Source organism: Chitiniphilus shinanonensis DSM 23277 (assembly GCF_000374805.1).
Lineage (GTDB): Bacteria > Pseudomonadota > Gammaproteobacteria > Burkholderiales > Chitinibacteraceae > Chitiniphilus > Chitiniphilus shinanonensis.
The window spans coordinates 16989-39420 of sequence record NZ_KB895337.1 but is presented as its reverse complement, the minus strand read 5'-3'; the positions used below and the strand labels follow the sequence as shown (position 1 = coordinate 39420).

The window sequence follows — 22432 nt, the reverse complement described above, 5'->3', positions numbered from 1 at the left end:
CGCCATCGATCGGCGAAGGTGGATCGCGGGCTCATGGTCGGGCGCCCCAGGGATGGATGGTCACGCCCTGCACCACGCGATTCACCTCGCCGGTCGGGCACGGGTTGTCGGGGGTGAGGCCCTGCGCCAGCGAGCATTCGAAAGCGAGCAGCTGGGCGAACAACAGGTACGGCAGCGCCAGCCACAGGTCGTCGGCGTCGGCCAGCGGCGCCGACAGCGCGTCGTCGCCGTCCGGGCGCAGCGCGATCACCCGGCGCGCAATGCCGTCGCGCAGCAGTTCGGCGTGGAAGTCGTCGTCGTAGCGCCGCACGTAGGGCTGGGACGACAGGAACATCACCACGCAGGTGTCGCGGTCGATCATGAACTTGGGGCCGTGACGCACGCCGAGGGGGGTATCGAAGCGGGTGGCGAGGTGGCCGGCGCTCAGCTCCAGCAGCTTGAGCGCCGCCTCTTCGGCCAGGCCGGCCAGGCTGCCGCTGCCCAGGTAGACCACGCGCCGCAGGCCACGGTCGGCCAGGTCGCGGGCCAAATGCGGCCACTGCGCCAGGCGGGCTTCGCACAGCGCCGCCACCGCCTCGGTCCGGCTGCGCACCTCGGCCAGCGGATAGCCGCCCAGCAGCGCCAGCGCCGCCAAGTACATGCAGCTGAAGCTGGAGGTCATGGCGAAGCTCTGGTCGTTGGCGCCGTCGGGCATCAGCACCGCGTAGGTGCGTTCGCCGCGCAGCGCCCGCTGCGCCAGTGCGCCGTCCGGGTTGCAGGTCAGCACCAGGTGATGGCAGTCGGGCAGCAACTGGTCGGCCAGCTCCACCGCCGCCACGCTTTCCGGGCTGTTGCCGGAACGGGCGAACGACACCAGCAGCGTGGGCAGGCGCGGGTCCAACCAGGCTCTCGGGTTGGCGACGATGTCGGTGGTGGCCACGGCCTCCACCCGGCGCCCGGTGCGTTCGCGCAGCAACGGCGCCAGCGCGCGGCCGGCGAAGGCCGAGGTGCCGGCGCCGCACAGCAGGATGCGCAGCTGCGGGGTCTTCAGGATGGCGTGCAGCCACGGCGCCCAATCCGGCTCCTGCGCGGTCAGCGATCCGCCCAGTTCGCGCCACAGGCGGGGCTGCTGGCTGATTTCGCGGGCGGTATGGCTGGCGCCGTGCGCGGCCAGCCAATCGACGGTGCGGTCGAGGTAGCGCATCACGCGACCCTCCGTTCCCGGGCGGCTGCGGTGCCGGCCATGCCGCAGGCGCGGGCATAGCTGCGCGTCACCTCCATCACCTTGTCGATCACCAGCGCCTCGGCGCTGGCGGGCAGCCGGCCTTCGGCCACCTTGCGCGCCTGTTCGGGCAGGTACTGGCTGACCAGGGTCATCAGCAGCGGCTGGCGCGCCAGGTTGGCGAACAGGGTCTGCTGCGCGGCCACCACCTTGGGATGCGGCCAGTAGTAGCGGATGCGGTCGGAGAAGCTGTAGTTGCGATCCAGGTATTGCTGGTGGCCGGGCTGGCTGTAGTACGGCAGCCAGTAGTCGGGTTCTTCCTGCATCACCTGGGTGAGGGTGTCCTTGAGGTGCGACGCGCCGAATTCGCCGATGGTCTCGCGCTCGATCTGGTCCAGTGCGTACAGCGCCTCGCGCATGGCGAAGGTCAGGCCCGGTCCCACCTTGAGGATGGCGAAGTGGTCGCGCACCAGCTCGGTCAGCGCGGTTTCGCTCTGGTAGTCGGTGGAGTGCGCTTCGTACACCAGCGGCTCGCCGACGATGAAGGCGCTGAGCGCGGTGGCCTTGGCCGGTTGGTACGCCACCACCTTGTGGTGGTCGAACTCGACGCCGGGCTGCACCACCATGGCGATGGCGCGCTCGAAGGCATCCGCCAGCCCGGCGGCGGCGAACACCTCGCGGTGCACCGCCAGCGTCTGGCGCGCGGCCTCGGGCGAGGTCACTTCCAGTTCGCCCAGTTCCTCGTTGGCGCCGCCGGGCACCGGCACTTCGGTGCCGATCACGTAGACCGGCGCATCGCCGCCGACTTCGCGCCAGGTGTCCTCGCAGATGCGGCACAGCTGCGCGGCGCGCTCGGCCACCACGGCGTCGGACAGCGGCAGCGGATCGCCGGCGCATGACATCGAGCAATCGAGGTGGATCTTGCGGAACCCGGCCCGCACGTATTCGCGCACCATGTCGCCGGCCAGCGCCATCGCCTCGGTGGCGGGCGCCTTCTTCCACACATTGGGGCCGAGATGGTCACCGCCCAGGATCAGCCGGTCACGGGCAAAGCCGGTCTTGTCCGCCAGCCCGGACACGAAGTCGCGGAAGTCGGCCGGTTTCATCCCGGTGTAGCCGCCGAACTGGTTGACCTGGTTGGAGGTGGCCTCGATCAGGATCGGGCTGTCGTCCTCCAGGCCCTGGCGCAGGGCGGCTTCCAGCACCAGCGGGTGCGCCGAGCAGACGGAATAGATGCCGGTGGCGTGGCCGGCTTTGTGATGGCGGATGATGTCGAGCAACAGGCTCATGACGAGGACTCCTATGTTTATTCGTCGGCCACGATGACGTTGACGCCGGACAGCGTCAGCGCACGTCGGTATTCATCGGAAATGCCCCGGTCGGTGATGAGGGTGTGCACCTGGGGCAGGGAACAGATCACGCAGAAGCCGCGCCGGCCGAACTTGCTGGAATCCGCCAGCAGCACCACCTTGTCGGCGACTTCGAGCATCGCCCGGTTGAGCTGGGCGTCCTGGTCGTTGGTGGTGGTGACGCCGGCCTTGAGGTCGATGCCGTCGGCACCGATGAACAGCGTGTCGAAGTGATGCAGCCGCACCGCCTGCTCGGCGATGGGGCCGCACAGCGAGTACGAATCGGCGCGCAGGGTGCCGCCGGTCATCATCAGTTCGAAGCGGGTGTCGCCCACCAACTCGTTGGCGAGGTTGAGGGCGTTGGTCATCAGCGTGCAGCGCTTGCCCGGATCCACGTAGCGCGGCACGAAACCCACGGTGGAGCCGGAATCGATGATCAGCGCGTCGCCGTCATTCACCAGTTGCGCAGCGGCGCGACCGATCAACTGCTTGGCTTCGCTGCGCACCTTTTCCTTCTCGCGGAAATCCAGCTCGAAGGCGAAGTGCGGGTTGAGCACCGCCTTGCCGTAGGAGCGGGTGATGCAGCCGCTCTGCTCCAGGTAGTCGAGGTCGGTGCGGATGGTGACGGTGGAAACGTCGAGCGCCTTGGCCAGGCCGCCGACATGGCAATTGTCCTGTTCCCGCAGGTACTGGACGATGCGCTGACGTCTTTGCTGTACGCGATCCATTGCTGTCCCCGTTGTTTGCCAATCCGCCGCAATGCCAGCTCGAATTGGCCAGCGAGGGGCGGTTTGCTGGACGCACTTTAGGGACGGAAACAAAAGCCGGTCAATGCAAGGACTTTCGACTTTGTTTACCGGATATTTTTCAGTTTCCGGCGCATCGACGTGGCCACACAGGCGCATCGTCTTGTAAAACTACCTGGAATTCCGTTTAGTCGAAAAACATGCAACATACTGTTTATCATTGATTTTTTATTTTCAAAAACAACTAAACAAGGGAATTCCCTGATCTATAATTCCCTTTTTTGAAATAAAACTACCGATTGCTGCAATGCGATCCAATGCCGATATGACAAGCGAAAGAAAAATTGAACAAAAGAACGAAGGGCATTTTCCTTTCGATCTTTTCCGATAAATGGCAATATTTACCGCGGCGCGGGCAGTCACGAAAAAAAGCCAATAGACTAGCCGCATGTTCCGGCGCCGCCGGCCCCGGCAATGGCCGGCGGCGGTGTCGTTTTCGTCGCGGGCCCGGCCGCTTCGCGCACCGCCCGCTCCCAGGAGTCACCCCATGAAGAACTTCACCTTCCACAATCCCATCCGTCTGCACTTCGGCAAGGGCCAGATCGCCCAGCTGGACAGCGAGATCCCCAAAGACGCGCGCGTGCTGCTGGTCTACGGCGGCGGCAGCATCAAGCGCAACGGCGTGCATGCGCAGGTGATGGCGGCGCTGGGCAGCCGCCCGGTGGTGGAGTTCGCCGGGGTCGAGGCCAATCCCGAATTCGAGACGCTGCTGCGCGCGGTGGCGCTGGGCCGGGAACACGGCGTGGACTGGGTGCTGGGCGTGGGCGGCGGCTCGGTGCTGGACGGCAGCAAGTTCATCGCCGCGGCGCTGGCGCTGGATGCCGGCATCGATCCGTGGCTGATCGTGGGTAACAAGACGCCGTTGCACCGCGCGCTGCCGATCGGGTGCGTGCTGACGCTGCCGGCCACCGGCTCCGAAGCCAACTTCACCGGCGTGATCACCCGGCGCGAGACGCAGGACAAGCTGTCGTTCAAGAACCCGGCCGTGTTCCCGCGCTTCAGCGTGCTCGACCCGACGGTGATCGGCACGCTGCCACCGCGGCAACTGGGCAATGGGCTGGTCGATGCCTTCGTCCACACCACCGAGCAGTACCTTACCTACCCGGCCGAGGCGCGAGTGCAGGACCGGCTGGCGGAGGGCATCCTGTCCACGCTGGTGGAAGTGGCGCCGCTGCTGCGTCAGAACCAGCAGGATTACGACGCGCAGGCCAACCTGATGTGGGCCGCCAACCAGGCGATGTTCGGGCTGGTGCCGCTGGGCCAGCCGCTGGACTGGGCCTCGCACGCCATCGGCCACGAGCTGACCGTGCTCTACGGCCTGGACCACGCGCAGACGCTGGCGATCGCCCTGCCCAGCCTGTTGCAGTACAAGCTCGACGCCAAGCGCGCCAAGCTGGCGCAGTACGGCCGCCGCGTGTGGCAACTGGACGGCGACGACGACACGGTGGCGCGCAAGGCGATCCAGCAGACGCGCGAGTTCTTCGAAGCGGTGGGCCTGCCGACCCGGCTGTCCGGCTACGGCATCAACGACGCCGCCGCGGCCGCCGCCGGCGTGGAAATGCAGCTGACCCGTCACCAGCGCCTCAAGCTGGGCGAACACGGCGACATCACCCCGGCCGATTGCCGCGCGATGGTGCTGGCGGCGGCTTAGGGGGTTGAAAGGCGAAACCCCACATCTTGAACCACAGAGGGCACGGAGAACACGGAGATTCACCGAGGGAAATCTGAAAACGGGAGGGGAAGTGAACGACTGCGGCGCCGAGTTCAGTCATCCCCTGCCGCGGTTTTCTCTGTGTACCTCTGTGCTCTCACTGTCCTCTGTGGTTCAAGACTTGGGGTTCCCCACCCTCACCCGCCACTCCCCCGCATCATCGCCAGCCAGGCCCGGGCGGCGTGGCTGAGGTAGCCTTCGCGCGGCCAGGCGAGCACGATTTCCCAGGGGATGACGATATCGCCGAGTTCGCACACGGCCAGGGCGTCGCGTCCGGCCAGCGCTACTTCGGAACGCGGCAGCAGCGCCACGCCGATGCCGCCGCGCACCATCGCCAGGATCAGCCCCAGTTGCCCGCTGCGCCCGACCACGTCGGGTGTGAAGCCCAGGCTGCGACAGGCGTCGAAGATGCGGTCGTTGAGCGCGAAGCCCGGCGCGAACAGGATGAACGGCTCGTCCGCCAGTTCGGCCAGTTGCACCGTGTCGCGCTGGCCCCACGCCGACCACGCCGGCGCCACCAGCACCAGTTGATCGGCCGCCAGCGGCGCGCAGTCGAAACGCGCGGTGTCGATGGGCTGCAACAGGCCGCCCAGTTCCAGTTCGCCCGCCAGCAAGGCCGCCTCGATGGCCTTGGCGCCATCCTCGAACAGCTTGAGTTCAATGCCGGCATGGCGGCGGCGGAATTCGCCCAGCATGGTGACGAACACCCGCCCACCCAGCGGCGGGATGCCGATGCGCAGCTCGCCGCGCGCCAGGCCGTCCAGCTCCGACAATTCGGTCACCATCTGCGCCGCCTGGGCCAGCAGCGTTTCGCCGTGCGCCAGCACCAGCCGGCCGGCATCGGTGGGGCTGGCATGGCGGCCGGCCCGGCGCAGCAGCGTCTGGCCCAGCTCTTCCTCCAGTTGCCGCACCAGCTTGCTCACCGTGGGCTGGGTGACGAACAGGCGCTCGGCGGCCTGGGTGAAGCTGCCGCTGCGGGCCACTTCGACAAACGCGCGCAAGGTTCTTAGTTCCACAATCGATTCCAATCCGGCATGGATTGCATCACGATAATTCATCTTCGTTATGCGTGCAGCGGCATAGACTGGGGCTCAGCTTCCGCCTTGGACAGGAAGCGCCCACTGGAGATACATCCCTTGTCCCGCGCGCTGCACCGCTTCGTTCCCACGCTGTTCCAGGTCTGCCTGCTGGCCGCGCTGTGGCTGGCGTCGGACGCGCTGGCGCGCGCCATCGGCTCGCCGGTGCCCGGCGGTGTGCTGGGACTGGCGGCGTTGTTGTCGCTGCTGTTGCTGGGCTGGCTCGATGCCGAACGGCTGCGCCGCGGTGCGGAATGGCTGCTGGCCGAAATGCTGCTGTTCTTCATCCCGCCGGTGGTGGCGGTGGTGCAGTTCCAGGCGCTGTTCCGCAGCGAAGGGCTGCGCCTGCTGGCGGTGATCGGCCTGGGCACGCTGTGCGTGATGGCCGGCACCGCGCTGGTGGTCGATCGGGTGTTCCGCTGGGAACGCCGGCGCCGGCTGCTGACCGCCACCCGTCGTCACCGCGCGGTGACGACATGAACGCCGCCGCCCATCCCTGGCTGGCGCTGGCCTGCCTGCTGCTCACGGTGGCGGTCTACGCCTGCGCCAAGTGGTTGTACGCGCGCCATCGCGCGGTGTGGTTCGCGCCGCTGCTGTTCGCCCCGGTGGTGCTGGTGGGCATCGTGCTCGCCGCCGGCATCCCCTATCCCGTGTACATCGCCGACGCCCGCTGGCTGATGTGGATGCTCGGCCCGACCACGCTGGCCTTCGCCATTCCGATCCACGATCAGCGCGCGGTGATCCGCCGCAACCCTGTCACCATCGCCGCCGGGGTGCTCGCCGGCGTGGCGTTGGGCGTGGGATCGTCCTGGCTGCTGGCGCGCGCCTTCCACCTGCCGCCGGAGCTGGCGCACAGCCTGTTGCCGCGCTCGGTCTCCACGCCGTTCGCCATGACCGCCACCGACGCCTTCGGCGGCTCGCGCGAACTGACCGCGCTGTTCGTGGTGGTGACGGGGGTGTTCGGCATGATGACCGGCGAGCTGGTGCTGCGTCTGTTGCCGTTGCGTTCGCGGATGGCACGCGGTGCGATGCTGGGCGCCGCCAGTCACGGGGCCGGCACCGCCAAGGCGCGCGAACTCGGCGAGGAGGAAGGCGTGGTCGCCAGCCTGACCATGACGCTGGCCGGCATTGCGCTGGTGCTGGTGGCGCCGTTGCTGGCCGGCTGGCTGGGTTGACCGCGCTTCATCGCGTCATGAAACCGCCGCGAACAGCGGCGGCGGGCGCAATGGTAAGATCGGGCCTCGTTTTTGCCCTGCCCCGACCATGACCCGCCCGCCCATCAGCTTCGAATTCTTCCCGCCCAAGACGCCCGAAGGCGTCGAGAAACTGCGCAACACGCGCCGCCAGCTGGCGCAATTCAAGCCGGAGTTCTTCTCGGTGACCTTCGGCGCGGGCGGCACCACCCAGGAAGGCACCCGCAACGCGGTGCTGGAAATCCAGCAGGAAGGCTTCGCCGCCGCGCCGCACCTGTCGTGCATCGGCTCCACCCGCGAGGCCGTGGCCGCGCTGCTGGCCGACTACCGCGCCCACGGCATCCGCCGCCTGGTGGCGCTGCGCGGCGACATCCCTTCGGGGATGGTGGACGTGGGCGAATTCCGCTACGCCAGCGAGCTGATCGCCTTCATCCGCGCCGAGCACGGCGACTGGTTCCACATCGAGGCGGCCGCCTATCCCGAATACCACCCGCAGGCCCCGTCGGCCGAGGCCGACCTGCGCAATTTCGTGACCAAGGTGAAGGCCGGCGCCGACGCGGCGATCACCCAGTACTTTTTCAATCCCGATGCGTATTTCCGCTTCGTGGACGAAGTGCGCGGCCGCGGCGTCGAGATCCCGATCCACCCCGGCATCATGCCGATCCAGAATTTCACCCAGCTGTCGCGCTTCTCCGAGATGTGCGGCGCCGAGATCCCGCGCTGGCTGCGGCTGCGGCTGGCATCGTTCGGCGACGACAGCGCGGCGATCCGCGCCTACGGCCTGGACGTGGTCACCGAGCTGGCGGACAAGCTGCTGGCCGGCGGCGCGCCCGGCCTGCACTTCTACACGCTGAACGGCGCCGGCGCGGTCAGCACCATCTGCCAGCGCCTGGGTTTCTGAGCATCCGCTCAAGAGGTTTGCATCGCAGCGCCCGCCGATCTTCGGGTTTGCCGCGGCGTGGTCGATCCACAGCCGCAAGCGGCATCCGGGCGCGGGCAAGCGCCGCCGGGCATGGAAAAGCGCCACAGTCGTGGCGCTTTTTTTGTTGTCGGGGTGGCGGCAGGACCGCCAAAAAGAAACCCCGGTCCAAGGGGAGAATGACCGGGGTATAACAGCCCCGGCACGCTGCCGAGGCACCCGCTCAGGGAGGAAAAGCGGGAGGTGCAGGGGCGCACCTGACTCTTAAGATAGGAATCGCTTAAGAAAGTTCAAGGCGCGCTATTCGCCGCCTGTCGATTCATATTCGGCGGCTGCAAACCAGCCGCCGACAATCTGCTCGGTGATGTCCATGCCCTGTTTCTTCAAACTGGAGAACAGCTGAACGGTGATGAGCGAATCCTCCTCGAATTCCTTTTCCACCGCGCGCAATGTCTTGACCTGCTCCTGACGGCTGAGCTTGTCGGACTTGGTGAGCAGGCAGTGCACCGGCTTGCCGGTGGTGCGGAACCAGTCGAGCATGCGCCGATCCAGCTCGGTGAGCGGGCGGCGCGAATCCATGATCAGCACCAGCCCGATCAGGTTGGGACGGGTGACGAGGTATTGCCCGAGCAATTTCTCCCAGTGTGCACGCACCGAGGCGGGCACTTCGGCGTAGCCGTAGCCCGGCAGGTCCACCAGCCGACGCTCGTTGCCGAAGTCGAAATAATTGATGTGCTGGGTACGACCCGGCGTCTTGGAGACGAAAGCCAGGCGGGTATGATCGGCCAAGGTATTGATGGCGCTCGACTTTCCGGCGTTGGAGCGTCCGGCGAAAGCGACCTCCAATCCTTCTTGCGGTAAGGCACGCAGATCGTTGACAGTGGTCAAGAACTTCAGGCCGCGGAACAGGGACATGGGTGTGTGGTGGGGTAAAAAGTCTTCGTATAGAATAACAGGATTTGATCACTGGCCCGCCTTAAGCAGGGCCTGAACACGCATCGCAAGAGGGAGCAAAAAATATGCGCAGTGCGCCGTGGATCGCAACGCTTGCAGCGCTGGTGATGATGAGCCCGTCCGTCTTTGCGGCGGGCAAGGGCGATCCGGCCAAGGGCAAACAGATCGTCGACCAGGTCTGTGCGGCCTGTCACGGCGTGGACGGCAACAGCGTTGCCTCCGCTAACCCCAATCTTGCCGGGCAACACCCCGAATACATCGTCAAGCAGTTGAACGAATTCAAGAGCCAGGTTCGCAAGAACCCGGTGATGCTGGGCATGGCGTCGCCGCTGTCGGCCGCCGACATGCAGAATGTCGCCGCCTACTACTCGTCGCAGGCCCCCAAGGCCAAGGGCGCGTCGGACAAGGCGCTGATCGAAGCCGGGAAGAAGATCTATCGCGGTGGCATCGCCGCCAAGGCCGTTCCCGCCTGTATGGCCTGCCACAGCCCGAACGGTGCCGGCATCCCGGCGCAGTACCCGCGCATGGCCGGCCAGCACGGCGCCTACACCGAAGCCCAGCTCAAGGCGTTCCGCTCCGGCGAGCGCGGCAACAACCCGGTGATGTCGCAAGTGGCGGCCCGGTTGTCCGACCAGGAAATCAAGGCGGTCGCCGAGTACATCCAGGCGCTGAACTGAGCCTCCGCCCCCGGGCGGCGATAACCAGAATATAGCGGCCGGCTTATGCCGGCCGTTGTCTTGGATCACCGGACAAGCAAGCCGGCCTTGCCCTGGTGATGCCCGATCCACGCGGGCCGGAACCAATCCGGCGCCGTTTACACCAAGGGGCGGCAACGCCCTTTTCCAATTGGTATGACCGAGAAACGCCTCCGACACCTTTCCTTTGGCCGCGCGCTGTTCGACCTGTTGTCGTCGATGCGCTTCGCCATCGGCCTGCTCACCGTGCTCGCCATCGCCTCGGTGATCGGCACCGTCCTCAAGCAGAACGAACCCTACGTCAATTACCGCATCGAGTTCGGCGACTTCTGGTTCGGCTTTTTCGAGCCGCTGGGCCTGTTCGATGTGTACCACTCGGCGTGGTTTCTGCTGATCCTGGTGTTCCTGGTGATCTCGGTGTCGCTGTGCATCTGGCGTCACCTGCCCGGCATGCTGCGCGACATCCGCAGCTTCCGCGAACACGCCACCCACAATTCGCTGCGCCTGATGGCGCACCACGCCGAAGCCGACGGCGAACCCGCGCGCGAAGCCATCGAGGCGGGGCTGACGCAGGCGGGCTTCCGCTTCCGCGTGCGCGACACCGACGGCGTGCGCCTGTACGCGGCCAAGAAGGGCGCCGGCCAGCGCCTGGGCTATTTCTTCGCCCATACCGCCATCGTGGTGATCTGCATCGGCGGTCTGCTCGACGGCAACCTGCCGCTCAAGCTGCGCGAACTCACCGGCAGCAAGGCGCCCGAACTGCGTGACCTGCCGCAGAGCCAGGTGCCGCCGCAAAGCCGTCTCGGGACCGACAACCCGGCGTTCCGCGGCAATGTCACGGTTCCCGAGGGCGGCACCGCCGACGTTGTGTTCCTCAACGCCGGCCAGGGTTACTTCGTGCAGGACCTGCCGTTCGCGCTGCGGCTCAAGCAGTTCCACGTCGAGCACTACAGTACCGGTCAGCCCAAGCGTTTCGCCTCCGATGTGGAAATCCTGGACCGCGCCAATGGCAAGGTGCTGAAAAGCGCCACCATCGAGGTCAACAAGCCGCTGGTGTTCGACGGCATCGCCATCTACCAATCCAGCTTCGGCGACGGCGGCTCGCCGCTGACCTTCGCCCGCTGGGATCTGGGCGGACCGGCACAACCGCAGACGGTGCAGGCCCAGTCGCAGTCCAGCCAGCCGCTGCAAGCCGCCGGCCGCGACTACACGCTGGAGTTCGGCGATCTGCGGGTGTTCAACATCGAGAACATGGGTCGCACCGAGGCCGAGACCTCGACGGTCGCGGTCAACCGCTTCGAGCAGGCGCTGGCCGACGCGCAATCGGTCAAGGCCGACCACAACCTGCGCAACCTGGGGCCGTCGGTGCAGTTCAAGCTGCGCGACGCGGCCGGTCAGGCGGTGGAATACCTCAACTACCTGGCGCCCTTCTCCGCCGACGATGCGCTGTACCTGCTGTCCGGCGTGCGGCGCGAGGTCTCGCAACCGTTCGCCTTCGTGCGCATCCCGCTGGACGACGCGGTGACGCCCGCCACCTTCATGCGTCTGCGCGCCACGCTGCTCGATCCGGCCCTCTACCCCGAGATCGCGCGCCGCACCGCCGAAAAGGCGTTCCAGGGCGGCGGCTTCTCGGCCACTAAGCGCGAGCAGTTCGAGGAAGTGACGAAGAACGTGCTGGCCCAGTTCGGCAGCGGCGGCTTCCCCGCGCTGGACCGCTTCCTGGTCCAGGCCAAGGTGCCGGAGGCGCAGCGCACTTCGGTGGCACAGACCTATCTGAAGATCCTGCAAGGCGCGGCCATCGACGCACTCGACGTCGCCCAGGCGCGCGCCGGACAACCGGCGATCGACATGGACGGCGCGCACTATCGCTTCCTGATGGACAGCCTGGTCGCCACCAGCGCCATGTTCGAGTACGGCGCGCCGGTCTACCTGCAACCCACCGGCTTCGAGGAGGTGCAGGCCAGCGGCTTCCAGCTGGCGCGCGCGCCGGGGCAGGCCATCGTCTACCTGGGCTGCCTGCTGCTGGTGATCGGCATCTACTGCATGTTCTATCTGCGCGAAGAGCGGCTCTGGCTGCGCAGCGCCAAAGGCCGCACACTGCTGGCCATGACCGCCAACCGGCACGACAGCGAACTGGACAAGTCCTTCGCGCGCTACCGCGCGCTGCTGCTGCCCGAACCGGCCCCCGAGGAAACACCCGATGCTCGCACTTAACCGCAAGAGTCCGCTCGACTTCGTCTTCGCCGCGCTGATCGTGGCGGCGGGCGTGTATGCGCTGTCGCGCTATCGCGAATTCATGGATGTGTACGAGCAGGGCATCCTGCTGGCGTCGATCGCCGGCCTGGTCTGGTTCGGCTGGTTCTGGCCGGCGATGCGCTGGTTCCTGCCGGCCTGCGGCGCAGTCGCGCTCTGCGGCATCGCGCTGTACCAGGGCGATCTCGAACGCGGCGCCACGGTGTTCGGGCTGCGTTACCTGTTGTCCAGCCAATCGGCCGTGATGTGGATGTGCGTGCTGTTCTTCCTTGCCACCGGCCTGTACTGGCTGGGGCTGCTGCGCCGCTCGGCGACGGCGTTGTCGATCGCCTCGGGGCTGACCTGGGCCGCCGCCGGCGCCGCGCTGGTGTCCAAGCTGGTGCGCTGGTACGAGAGCTACCTGATCGGCGCCGACGTGGGTCACATCCCCGTCTCCAACCTGTACGAAGTCTTCGTGCTGTTCTGCCTGATCACCGCGCTGATGTACCTCTACTACGAAGCCCGCTTCCAGGCGCGCGCCATGGGCGCCTTCGTGCTGCTGGTGATCTCCGGCGCGGTGATGTTCATCCTGTGGTACAGCCTGGATCGGCAGGCGCACGAGATCCAGCCGCTGATCCCGGCGCTGCAATCGTGGTGGATGAAGATCCACGTGCCGGCCAACTTCGTCGGCTACGGCGCGTTCGCGCTCGCCGCCATGCTGGGCGTCGCCTGGCTGCTGGCGATGCCTGCGACCCAGGCGCCACGACACCAGCTGGCGCTCTACCCTGCCGCGCTGGCGCTGCTCGCCGTCGGTGGCGTGTTCTTCGCCAAGGCCGGCGACTGGTTCCCCGACCTGGGCTCGGGCGTGGGGCTGGTGACGCTGTTCATCTGGTCGGTGGCCGGCATGATCCTGCTGGCGCTCAACCGTGGTCGCCTGGCCGGCTACCTGCCGGCCGCCGCCACGTTGGACGAAGTGGCGTACAAGGCCATCGCGGTGGGTTTCCTGTTCTTCACCATCGCCACCATCCTGGGCGCGCTATGGGCCGCCGAGGCGTGGGGCGGCTACTGGAGCTGGGATCCGAAGGAAACCTGGGCGCTGATCGTCTGGCTGAACTACGCCGCGTGGCTGCACGTGCGGCTGGTGAAGGGCTGGCGCGGCGACGTGCTGGCGTGGTGGTCGGTGGTCGGCCTGCTGGTCACCACCTTCGCCTTCGTCGGCGTCAATATGTTCCTATCTGGACTGCATTCTTACGGAAATCTTTAATATCGCATCGCAGCAAGCACGCCAGCCGGTCGAATTTCTACCGCTCGTCGGCTTCGCCCCGAGCGGATAGGGCAATTTAGTAAGAAAACGCTGTAAAGCGCGGCCCATTCCTCATACAGTACAAGGGAATTCCTGTCGTACTGGGAAAAGGAGGAGAACATGGCCACGATCTATCACAAGACGGAACTGGGCCAGCAGGAACTGGTCTCGCGCAGCGGTCAGGTGCCGCCCAAGGCGCGCCAGTTGCTGATCATGGTCGATGGTCGGCGCAGTTTCGACGATCTCACCGCGCTGATGCCCGGCGCGGCCGAAGTGATCCGTCTGCTGGAGCAACTGAAGCTGATCACGCCGGAAGGCGCGCCGCGTTCCGCGGACACCCCGGTGGTGCATGGCGCCTACGACAAGCTGCCGTCCAGCGAGCGCCTGTACCAGGTGAAGCGCGCCGTGCTGCTGGTCGCCCGCGAATACCTGGGCGAAGGCTGGGAATCGCGGCTGAGCGGGCGATTCGACACCCTGCGCGAAGGCCCCGAGCTGGAAGCGCTGATCGAAGAATGGCTGACCGCGCTACGCCGCTCCGGCCATCGCGGCGCCGCCGACACCGGGCAACGCGCCGTGGCCACCATCCTGGCCAGCTGATCCGATCGCACCAGCAACAAAAAAGCCGACGCTTGCGTCGGCTTTTTTGTTGGCAACCTTCGATTACTCGGCGGTAGCCTTGGCGCCGTTCAGGTTGGCGACGGCCAGGTTCGCGCCGCGAACCAGGGACATCAACTCAACGCCTTCCGGCAGCTTCAGGTCGGACAGGTGGACCGAACCGTGGGCGGCGTCCAGGTTGCCCAGATCGACTTCGATGAAGTCGGGCAGCTTGGTGGCCACGCAACGCACCAGCACTTCGTTCAGGATGTGGCTGATCGAACCGCCTTGCAGCTTCACGCCGACCGAGGTATCGCCGTTCACGAAGTGCAGCGGCACCTTCAGCTCGACCTTGGTGCTGTCGTCCACGCGCTGGAAGTCCACATGCAGCACCAGTTGGCGGAACGGGTGGTATTGCACGTTGCGCACCAGCACCTGTTCGGTTTCGCCGGCCACGTTCAGCTTGATCAGCGCGGTGTGGAAGGCTTCTTCCTGCAGCTGGTAGTACATGCTGTTGTGGTCCAGGGAGATGGCCTTGGGTTCCTTGTTGCCGCCGTAGACGATGCCGGGCAGCTGGCCCGCTTTGCGCAGGCGGCGGCTCGCACCAGTGCCCTGCAATTCGCGCGCTTGAGCAGAAATTTCGTAAGTCATGATGTTGATTCCAGTTTGATTGAGCACACGCCAACCGCGACCAGATGGCATGCGATTCGGGGACAATCCCCCAAATGCGGAAGCGCGCCCCACCGGGACGCGCTGTGATTCGTTTAATCGACGAACAGCGAGGACACCGACTCCTCGTTGTTGATGCGGCGCATCGTCTCGGCCAGCAGGCCGGCGATGGACACCACGCGGATCCGGTCGGACAACTGCGCCGGCTCGGACAGCGGAATGGTGTCGGTCACCACCACTTCGTCCAGGTCGGATTGCAGGATGCGTTCGACCGCCGCGCCGGAGAACACCGGGTGCGTGGCGTAGGCCAGCACGCGCTTGGCGCCGTGCTGCTTGAGAGCGGCGGCGGCCTTGCACAGGGTGTTGGCGGTATCGATCATGTCGTCGATGATCAGACAGGTGCGGCCGCTGACATCGCCGATGATGTGCATCACCTCGGCCACATTGGCCTTGGGGCGGCGCTTGTCGATGATCGCCATGTCGACGTTCAGTTGCTTGGCCATGGCGCGGGCGCGCAGCACGCCGCCCACGTCGGGGCTGACCACCATCAGGTCCTCGTGTTGCTGGGCGCGGATGTCGGCCAGCAGCACCGGGGTGGAATAGATGTTGTCCACCGGGATATCGAAGAAACCCTGGATCTGGTCGGCGTGGACATCCACCGTCAGCACGCGGTCGACGCCGGCCACTTGCAGCATGTTGGCGATGACCTTGGCCGAGATCGGCACGCGCGCCGAGCGCGGGCGGCGATCCTGCCGGGCATAGCCGAAGTAGGGGATGGCGGCGGTGATGCGGCCGGCGGAAGCGCGCTTGAGCGCGTCGACCATCAGCATCACTTCCATGATGTTGTCGTTGGTGGGAACACAGGTGGACTGCAACACGAACACGTCGCGGCCCCGCACGTTCTCCAGCAGCTCGACCGTGACTTCCCCATCGGAGAAGCGCCCGACCGTGGCACGGCCCAGCGAGATGTCGAGATGATTGACGACGCTATCGGCAAGCTTGGGATTAGCATTGCCGGTGAACACCATGAGGCTGTCGTAAGCCATTTCCGAACCCTGAAAAAACGAAAAGCGTGTAACGGGTGTACACGCTTTTCTGTCTTCGATCTGGCAGGGGAGGAAGGATTCGAACCCTCGAATGTCGGAATCAAAATCCGATGCCTTAACCAACTTGGCGACTCCCCTAACGAACCTGCTCACTCGTCGCTTGCAAATCCGTATAACGGGTGCTGAGCGATTGTTGCGGCCCGGAAACCGGCCGTCGCGTCAGGAAGCCGAGATAATACACACGCACTTTCGGTTTGTGAAGCACTAAATGCAAAAACGCAGGCGCCGGAACCGGTCATCCGCGCCGGCGCGAATTGCGACAACCAGTCGCGCGCCGCAGCCACTTCGGGGAACAGCCGGCACGCCACCGGCTCCATGTCGTTGCGGGTGGTGGCGTAGTCGATATCGTCCGGCGCGATCGGCGGCGTATCGCGTACCAGATCGGCCGCGCCGAAGATCGCCGGCGTCGGCACGTGCACGCCGGGATGCAGCACCACGTACCAGCCTTCCGGCGTGGTCACCGGCGTCATGATTTCGCCGATGCCCTCGACGAAGGCATTGCGGCCGAAGACGAAGAACGGCACGTCGGCGCCGAGGCGCAGCCCGAGCGCCATCAGCCGGCGGCGCGACAGATCGAGCCCCCATAGCCGGTTCAGCGCCAGCAACACGGTGGCGGCGTCCGAACTGCCGCCGCCCAGCCCGCCCCCCATCGGCAGGTACTTGGTCACCCGGATGTCCACGCCGAGGGCGCAGCCGGTCTCCGCCTGCAACAAGCGCGCGGCGCGCACGGTGAGATCGTGCTCCGCCGGCACGCCGGGAATCGGGTTGTGATGGCGGACGTCGCCATCGGCACGCACGCGCAGTTCGATGGTGTCGGCCAGATCGATCAACTGGAACACCGACTGCAACAGGTGATAGCCGTCGGCACGGCGGCCGACGATATGCAGGAACAGGTTGAGCTTGGCCGGCGCGGGAAACGCCTGCCAGTCGGAAGAAATTGCTTCGATCATGGCCAGTCGGAGACCGCGACGCGGACTTCCAGCGATTCGTGTTTGAGCACCAGCCGTTTCGGATACGGCGCGGCATCGTAGAACGACACCTGCCAGCCGGCCTGCTCGATGCTGCGGGTGGACGACGATTCGGTCGGCAATTCCTTCACCGGCAGCGTCGGCGCGGGCTGGCCTTCGATCCACCAGCGCAGCTGACTCACCGGCAGGGTCAGGCCGGTGAGTTCGGTCAACAGCTCGTCGGCATCGGTGGCGTACGCCTCGCGGCCGTCCGCCATGCGGATCGACGCCTCCCGCGGCGTGGCGACCAGCCGGGCGCGGGTTTCGCCCAGCGGGCTGCCGAGCTCGACGGTGACGGTCTCGCCGCTGCGGCGCCAGCGGAAGTTGGCGTTCTCGTTGACCTGGCGCCCATCGACCTCGCCACGCGCCAGCAAGCGGCCATCGGCGGCGAAATCATGGGCGACGGCGCCGCCCGGCTGCGGCGCCACCGAGGCACAGCCGACCAGCCACAGCGCGGCGCCAGCCGCCGCCATCCGGCCCATCCATCGCATCACGGCGCGATACCCAGGCGCTTGCCGGTTTCCTGCAACACCTCGTTGTCCGGCGACTTGGCCAGCGCGGCGCGGTAGACATCGCGGGCATCGCTCTTGCGCCCCTGCACCCACAACACTTCGGAAAGATGCGCGGCGATCTCGGGATCGGCCATCTGCTTGTAGGCGCGCGCCAGCGCGGCATGCGCTTCGTCCAGCCGCCCCTGCTTGAAGCGCAGCCAGCCCAGGCTGTCCAGGATGACCGCGTTGTCCGGCTCCAGCGCGATGGCGCGCTCGATGTAACCGGCGGCCTCGTCCACCCGGTCGGTGCGGTTCACCAGGGTGTAGCCCAGCGCGTTCAGGCCGGTGGCGCTGTCGGGGTTCAACTCCAGGTAACGGCGCAGGTCGGCTTCGGCCGCCGGCAGGTTGCCGTTCAGGTCGGAGACCAGCGAGCGGTCGTACAGCAGGTCGGCGTTGTCCGGGTGGCGCTTCAGCGCCTCGGTCAAGGTGGTGTAGGCGCGGGGATAGTCGCGCGCCTCGCGCCACAACTGCGCTTCGATCTGCGCCTTTTCCACCTGCTTTTCCGGTGTGTCGGCCGGCAGCGCGGCCACCAGCGCGCGCGCATCGTCGAAGCGGTCGAGCTTGGCGTAGACACGCACCAGCCGGCGTTGCGCGGCGGGCTTGAGTTCGCCGTCCACCCGCTCGTACCACGAGGCGGCGTCGGCGAAGCGCTGTTGCTCCTCGGAAATCTGCCCCAGGTAGAAGCGCAGGCTGCCGGCATGCGCCGGGGTGCGCGCCTCGGCCGCGGTCAGGTGCGCGTAGGCCTTGTCCAGGTCGCCGGACTCCATCGCCACCAGCCCCGAGCCCACCATCGCCTCCAGGTCGTCGGGCTTGAGCGCCAGCACCCGCTCATACGATGCGGCGGCCTCGGGATAACGCTTGTTCTCGGCGTACAGCCGCGCCAGGGTGTTGTGCACGCCCGCCGACTTGGGCAGCAGCTTGGCCGCCTGTTCCAGTTGCGCGATGCGGACGTCGGCCGGCTGATCCTCCAGCAACTGGGCGCGGTATAGCAGCGACGGCTCCCACGCGGGGCGCAATGCGTCCACCTTGTCCAGCTCGGCCAGCGCGTCGGTGTTGCGCTCGTTGTTGGCGTAGGCCACGGCCAGGGCGAAATGCGCCTCCGGCATGTCGGGGTACGGCGCGGTCAGTTCCTGAGTGAGCTTGAGCGCGCCGGCGCGGTCGGTCTTGGTATCCCACAGGCGGTGGATCTGCAACAGGAACGGCGCCACTTCGGTCGGTTGCGCGGCGAACAGCGCCTCCAGGTGCGGGCGCGCCTCTTCCAGCCGGTTGGCACGGATCAGCAGGCTGACCATCACCTGGTGCGCTTCGGGCGACTTCGGCGATTCGGCCACCCAGCGCGACGCGGCGTCCAGCGCCTGGTTCAGCTGGCCGGCGGCGATGGCGACCTCGGTGGCGCGCCGCGCGACGCGCGGGTCGGCGCTGCTTTGCGCCAGTTCGGTCCAGGCCTGCGAAGCCAGCGCGGCATTGCCGCGTTGCAGGGCGATGTCGCCGACCAGGAAGCGCAGCAACATGTCCTCGCTGAGCTCCTGCTTGGGATAGCGCGCCTCTTCGGCCTTGCGCGCCGCGGCGGCGGCGCTGGCGTCGATGGCCTCCGGCTCGCTGGCCGTGGCGGACTGGGATGCGGCGGCAGGTGGGCGGCCGGTGGTGGCACAGGCGCCGAGGGCGAGGGACAGAACCAGCGTCAGAAGCGCTGGCAGGCGCACGCGAGGAGTGGTGGGCATGGCACAATCCGCGGGTTGATCGGCGTCGCGCGGTGCGCGGCGTCTTGGAATATCGATGCAGCTGCAAGCCTGTTCGTGCCGGCGATACGGGGCCAGCAAAAACCATCATGGCCCAGGCGCAGCCTGTTTGAGACAAATGAGCGTGCCGCCGTGGATTTCAACGTCGCGCATCCGGACGCCCCACCGCCCGCGACGGGCGGCTGGCCGGCGTCTCGCGCCGGGTGCCGGTGCGGCGGGCCACGGCGCAGCCATATTAAGTGAATTCCCGTCCGGCCGTCCAAACGCCAGAGAGTCCGCCGTCCCATGCCCGAACTGCCCGAAGTCGAAACCACGCGCCGCGGCATCGCCCCGCACCTGGAGCGCACCCAGGTCACCGAGATGATCGTGCGCGAGCGCCGCCTGCGCTGGCCGATCCCGCCCGAGCTGCCCGATGCCGTCGTCGGCCGAGCGCTGCTGGGCCTGGAGCGCCGCGCCAAGTACCTGTTGTTCGGCTTCGAACATGGCACGCTGCTGGTGCACCTGGGCATGACCGGCACGCTGCGGGTGCTGACCGAGCCGTTCCCGGCAGAGAAGCACGATCACGTCGACATCGTGCTGGACAACGGCCGGCGGCTGCGCTTTCGCGACCCGCGCCGCTTCGGCGCCATGCTGTGGCACAGCGGGCCGCCGGACACGCATCCGCTGCTGGCCGCACTGGGGCCGGAACCGTTGTCCGAAGCGTTCAACACCGACCATCTCGCCCAAGCGCTCGCCCGTCGGCAGGCGGCGATCAAACAAGTGATCATGGACAACCATGTCGTGGTCGGAGTGGGTAATATCTACGCTTCGGAGTCATTGTTTCGCGCGCGCGTGGATCCGCGTCGCAACGCCGCCGGGTTGAGCGGGGAGGAAATCGCCCGGCTGGTGGCGGCCATCCGCGAGACATTGACCGACGCGATCCGCGCGGGCGGCACCACGCTGCGGGATTTCGTCGACAGCGACGGACGCTCGGGGTATTTCCTGCTCCAGTGCTTCGTCTACGGCCGGACAGGGGAACCGTGCCGGGTGTGCGGCACACCGATCCAGCAGTTGCGACAGGGGCAGCGGGCCACGTTTTTCTGCCCGACGTGCCAGCATTGACACGCACTGCATGGCAACGACATAACGATACGACGGGCCGCCCTGCGCGCCTGCATTCAGGGAGCTGTCCATGATGGATTATCTGCATCTCGACTCGCTGGCGGTGAACGACCCGTCCGGCAGTGACCGCCTCGTCGGCGACTTCCAGGCCTACAGCGCGTGGCGCGGCCAGTTGTCGCAGTCGGTGTCGCAACTGGCGCGCTGGCTGAACGAACAGGACCTCGACGACGCGCAGACCCAGCACCGGGTGCAGATCCTGCTGGACAAGCTGAAGGACGACAAACTCAACATCGCCTTCGTCGCCGAGTTCTCGCGCGGCAAATCCGAGCTGATCAACGCCATCTTCTTCGCGCACTACGGCCAGCGCGTGCTGCCGTCGTCCGCCGGGCGCACCACCATGTGCCCCACCGAACTGTTCTACGACGCCGGCCAGCCGGCGTCGATCCAGCTGCTGCCGATCGAGACCCGCAAGCAGAACGTCACCACCAGCGAATACCGCCGCTACCCCGAGGAATGGACCACCATCCCGCTGGAGCTGGCCAACGCCGAGGCGCTGCTCGCCGCGTTCCGCCAGGTGGGCTACACCAAGCGCGTGCCGATCGACGAGGCGCGCGAGTACGGCCTGTTCAACGACGAGGACCCGGATCAGAAGATGACCGTGGACGCCGAGGGCAAGGTGGAGATCCCCGCCTGGCGCCACGCGCTGATCAACTTCCCGCATCCGCTGCTGGAGCAGGGGCTGGTCATCCTCGACACCCCGGGCCTGAACGCCATCGGCACCGAACCGGAGCTGACGCTCAACCTGCTGCCCAACGCCCACGCCATCCTGTTCATCCTGGCCGCCGATACCGGCGTCACCAAGAGCGACATCGACGTGTGGCGCAACCACATCGGCCGGGTGCAGGGCGGCACGCGCGGCCGCCTGGTGGTGCTGAACAAGATCGACGGCCTGTGGGACGACCTGAAGACCCCCGAGCAGATCGCCGGCGAGATCACGCGGCAGGTGGACACCACCGCCCACCTGCTGGGCGTGCCCACCGACCAGGTCTACCCGGTGTCGGCGCAGAAGGCGCTGGTCGCCAAGGTGCACGAGGACCCCGACCTGCTGGCGCGCTCGCAGCTCACCCGGCTGGAGACCGCGCTGTCGCAGGAACTGCTGCCGTCCAAGCAGGACATCGTGCGCGACAGCACCATGACCGAGGTCGAGGACATCGTCGGCGCCACCCGCGGCATCCTGGGCGCCCGACGCGGCGGCCTGGGCGAGCAGTTGGGCGAGCTGACCGCGCTGCGCGGCAAGAACCACGACGTGGTGGCGCAGATGATGGAAAAGGTGCAGTCGGACAAGCGCCACTTCGAGCAGGGACTGGTGCGCTTCCAGGCGTTGCGCAGCGTGTTCAGCCAGCAGACCAACCAGCTGCTCACGCTGCTGGGCATGGATGCCCTGAAAGCCGAGATCGCCCGCATCCGCGGCGAGATGGAGCGCTCGCTGTTCTCCTTCGGCGAAGGCGGGCTGCGCGCGATCATGGATCGCTTCTTCAAGGACGTGAACGGCAACATCAGCAAATCCGCCGAGCAGGTGGCGGAAATCCAGGCGATGATGGCCGCGATGTATCGCAAGTTCAGCGAGGAGCACGGCCTGGGCCAGGTGACGCCGCCGCCGTTCTCCACGCTGAAGTACCACAAGGAACTGGCGCGGCTGGAGAAGTCGTTCCGTGAGCACTTCAACACCATCAGCAACCTGCTGACCACCAGCCAGGGCCGGCTGACCGCCAAGTTCTTCGAGACCGTGGCCAGCCGCGTGGTCTACGTGTTCGAAGTGGCCAACCGCGATGTGGAGAACTGGCTGAAGGCGGTGATGGCGCCGATGGAAACCCAGGTACGCGAACACCAGCTGCAACTGCGCCGCCGCCTGGAGAGCATCAAGCGCATCCACAAGGCGACCGACACGCTGGAAGGCCGCATCGTCGAACTGGAAGACATGGATCGCCAGCTGGGTCACCAGTTGGAGGAACTGGAAGCCCGGCTGCGCGCGGTGTACGGCGTGCTCAACGCCGACTTCGCCCCGCCGCGCGCCGCGGCCTGATCCGATAGCCCTCCGCACCACGAACGCCGCGCCCAGCGCGGCGTTTCGTTTTGGAGCCGATCACAGGAAAAGGAAGAGTGGGTCGCCGCCGTTTCCGGCCCGGACCATGGGCCGGCCGGGAATCGCGAGGCGCGACGCAGTCC

At 66.7% G+C, this 22432-nt stretch carries 20 protein-coding genes and 1 tRNA gene; 10 read left to right on the top strand and 11 right to left on the bottom strand.

Annotated elements, in window-relative coordinates; genetic code table 11:
• Window positions 1-31: 31 nt before the first annotated feature.
• From C556_RS0105120 to agaR, 3 genes are read right to left on the bottom strand one after another with little or no spacing between them, the layout of a single operon-like run.
• Window positions 32-1183: an SIS domain-containing protein gene (locus tag C556_RS0105120; RefSeq protein WP_018747157.1), complete on the bottom strand. Its 1152-nt coding sequence runs from the start codon at window positions 1181-1183 to the stop codon at window positions 32-34.
• On the bottom strand, window positions 1183-2490 hold the full coding sequence (locus tag C556_RS19395) for a D-tagatose-bisphosphate aldolase, class II, non-catalytic subunit (protein ID WP_018747156.1): 1308 nt from the start codon (window positions 2488-2490) through the stop codon (window positions 1183-1185). The genes C556_RS0105120 and C556_RS19395 overlap by 1 nt, the downstream gene beginning before the upstream one ends.
• 17 nt (window positions 2491-2507) lie before the next feature.
• A complete protein-coding gene (agaR, locus tag C556_RS0105110) occupies window positions 2508-3278 on the bottom strand; it encodes a transcriptional repressor AgaR (protein WP_018747155.1) in 771 nt (256 codons plus the stop codon).
• 565 nt (window positions 3279-3843) lie between these two features.
• On the opposite strand from agaR, the gene C556_RS0105105 reads away from it, so the two are divergent.
• Window positions 3844-5007, top strand: a complete 1164-nt coding sequence (locus C556_RS0105105; RefSeq protein WP_018747154.1) for an iron-containing alcohol dehydrogenase — start codon at window positions 3844-3846, stop codon at window positions 5005-5007.
• A gap of 197 nt (window positions 5008-5204) precedes the next feature.
• Here the strand turns inward: C556_RS0105105 and C556_RS0105100 are convergent, their stop codons facing one another.
• On the bottom strand, window positions 5205-6068 hold the full coding sequence (locus C556_RS0105100; RefSeq protein ID WP_018747153.1) for a LysR family transcriptional regulator: 864 nt from the start codon (window positions 6066-6068) through the stop codon (window positions 5205-5207).
• Between the two features lie 135 nt (window positions 6069-6203).
• On the opposite strand from C556_RS0105100, the gene C556_RS0105095 reads away from it, so the two are divergent.
• The 3 genes from C556_RS0105095 to metF all read left to right on the top strand — a co-directional run bounded on the left by C556_RS0105095 (window position 6204) and on the right by metF (window position 8237).
• A complete protein-coding gene (locus C556_RS0105095) occupies window positions 6204-6623 on the top strand; it encodes a CidA/LrgA family protein (RefSeq protein ID WP_018747152.1) in 420 nt (139 codons plus the stop codon).
• Window positions 6620-7318 (top strand): LrgB family protein, encoded by a 699-nt coding sequence (locus tag C556_RS0105090; protein ID WP_018747151.1) that lies wholly within the window; start codon window positions 6620-6622, stop codon window positions 7316-7318. The genes C556_RS0105095 and C556_RS0105090 overlap by 4 nt, the downstream gene beginning before the upstream one ends.
• 88 nt (window positions 7319-7406) lie before the next feature.
• The gene (gene metF, locus C556_RS0105085) at window positions 7407-8237 is read left to right on the top strand and encodes a methylenetetrahydrofolate reductase [NAD(P)H] (RefSeq protein ID WP_018747150.1); all 831 of its coding nucleotides are present in this window, start codon (window positions 7407-7409) and stop codon (window positions 8235-8237) included.
• Between the two features lie 318 nt (window positions 8238-8555).
• Here metF and yihA read toward each other — a convergent pair whose 3' ends face one another.
• Window positions 8556-9170, bottom strand: coding sequence for a ribosome biogenesis GTP-binding protein YihA/YsxC (gene yihA, locus C556_RS0105080; protein WP_018747149.1), 615 nt, complete (start codon window positions 9168-9170; stop codon window positions 8556-8558).
• A gap of 104 nt (window positions 9171-9274) precedes the next feature.
• On the opposite strand from yihA, the gene C556_RS0105075 reads away from it, so the two are divergent.
• From C556_RS0105075 to C556_RS19390, 4 genes are all read left to right on the top strand, one after another.
• Complete coding sequence (locus tag C556_RS0105075) at window positions 9275-9886, top strand: c-type cytochrome (protein ID WP_018747148.1); 612 nt, start codon at window positions 9275-9277, stop codon at window positions 9884-9886.
• Between the two features lie 174 nt (window positions 9887-10060).
• On the top strand, window positions 10061-12118 hold the full coding sequence (locus tag C556_RS0105070) for a cytochrome c biogenesis protein ResB (RefSeq protein WP_018747147.1): 2058 nt from the start codon (window positions 10061-10063) through the stop codon (window positions 12116-12118).
• Window positions 12105-13400, top strand: a complete 1296-nt coding sequence (gene ccsB, locus C556_RS0105065) for a c-type cytochrome biogenesis protein CcsB (protein ID WP_018747146.1) — start codon at window positions 12105-12107, stop codon at window positions 13398-13400. Before C556_RS0105070 ends, ccsB begins: the two co-directional genes overlap by 14 nt.
• A 159-nt stretch (window positions 13401-13559) precedes the next feature.
• Complete coding sequence (locus C556_RS19390) at window positions 13560-14036, top strand: hypothetical protein (protein ID WP_018747145.1); 477 nt, start codon at window positions 13560-13562, stop codon at window positions 14034-14036.
• Window positions 14037-14099: 63 nt separating this feature from the next.
• Here the strand turns inward: C556_RS19390 and C556_RS0105055 are convergent, their stop codons facing one another.
• The 6 genes from C556_RS0105055 to C556_RS0105030 all read right to left on the bottom strand — a co-directional run bounded on the left by C556_RS0105055 (window position 14100) and on the right by C556_RS0105030 (window position 19087).
• Window positions 14100-14684, bottom strand: a complete 585-nt coding sequence (locus tag C556_RS0105055; RefSeq protein ID WP_018747144.1) for a 50S ribosomal protein L25/general stress protein Ctc — start codon at window positions 14682-14684, stop codon at window positions 14100-14102.
• A gap of 113 nt (window positions 14685-14797) precedes the next feature.
• Window positions 14798-15748, bottom strand: coding sequence for a ribose-phosphate pyrophosphokinase (locus C556_RS0105050; RefSeq protein ID WP_018747143.1), 951 nt, complete (start codon window positions 15746-15748; stop codon window positions 14798-14800).
• Between the two features lie 61 nt (window positions 15749-15809).
• Window positions 15810-15886 (bottom strand) — tRNA-Gln (locus C556_RS0105045).
• An 11-nt stretch (window positions 15887-15897) separates the two neighbouring features.
• Entirely contained in the window at window positions 15898-16758 is an 861-nt protein-coding gene (ispE, locus tag C556_RS0105040; RefSeq protein WP_018747142.1) for a 4-(cytidine 5'-diphospho)-2-C-methyl-D-erythritol kinase, read from the bottom strand.
• Window positions 16755-17288, bottom strand: a complete 534-nt coding sequence (gene lolB / locus C556_RS19385; protein WP_018747141.1) for a lipoprotein insertase outer membrane protein LolB — start codon at window positions 17286-17288, stop codon at window positions 16755-16757. The genes ispE and lolB overlap by 4 nt, the downstream gene beginning before the upstream one ends.
• A 17-nt stretch (window positions 17289-17305) precedes the next feature.
• Entirely contained in the window at window positions 17306-19087 is a 1782-nt protein-coding gene (locus C556_RS0105030; RefSeq protein WP_018747140.1) for a tetratricopeptide repeat protein, read from the bottom strand.
• Window positions 19088-19390: 303 nt separating this feature from the next.
• Here C556_RS0105030 and mutM point away from each other — a divergent pair, with 303 nt between their 5' ends.
• Together mutM and C556_RS0105020 are read left to right on the top strand one after the other, a co-directional pair.
• On the top strand, window positions 19391-20206 hold the full coding sequence (mutM, locus tag C556_RS0105025) for a bifunctional DNA-formamidopyrimidine glycosylase/DNA-(apurinic or apyrimidinic site) lyase (RefSeq protein ID WP_018747139.1): 816 nt from the start codon (window positions 19391-19393) through the stop codon (window positions 20204-20206).
• A gap of 70 nt (window positions 20207-20276) precedes the next feature.
• Window positions 20277-22289 carry a dynamin family protein gene (locus tag C556_RS0105020; RefSeq protein ID WP_018747138.1) on the top strand — a complete coding sequence of 671 codons (2013 nt, stop codon included), beginning with the start codon at window positions 20277-20279 and terminating at the stop codon, window positions 22287-22289.
• Window positions 22290-22432 lie beyond the last annotated feature (143 nt).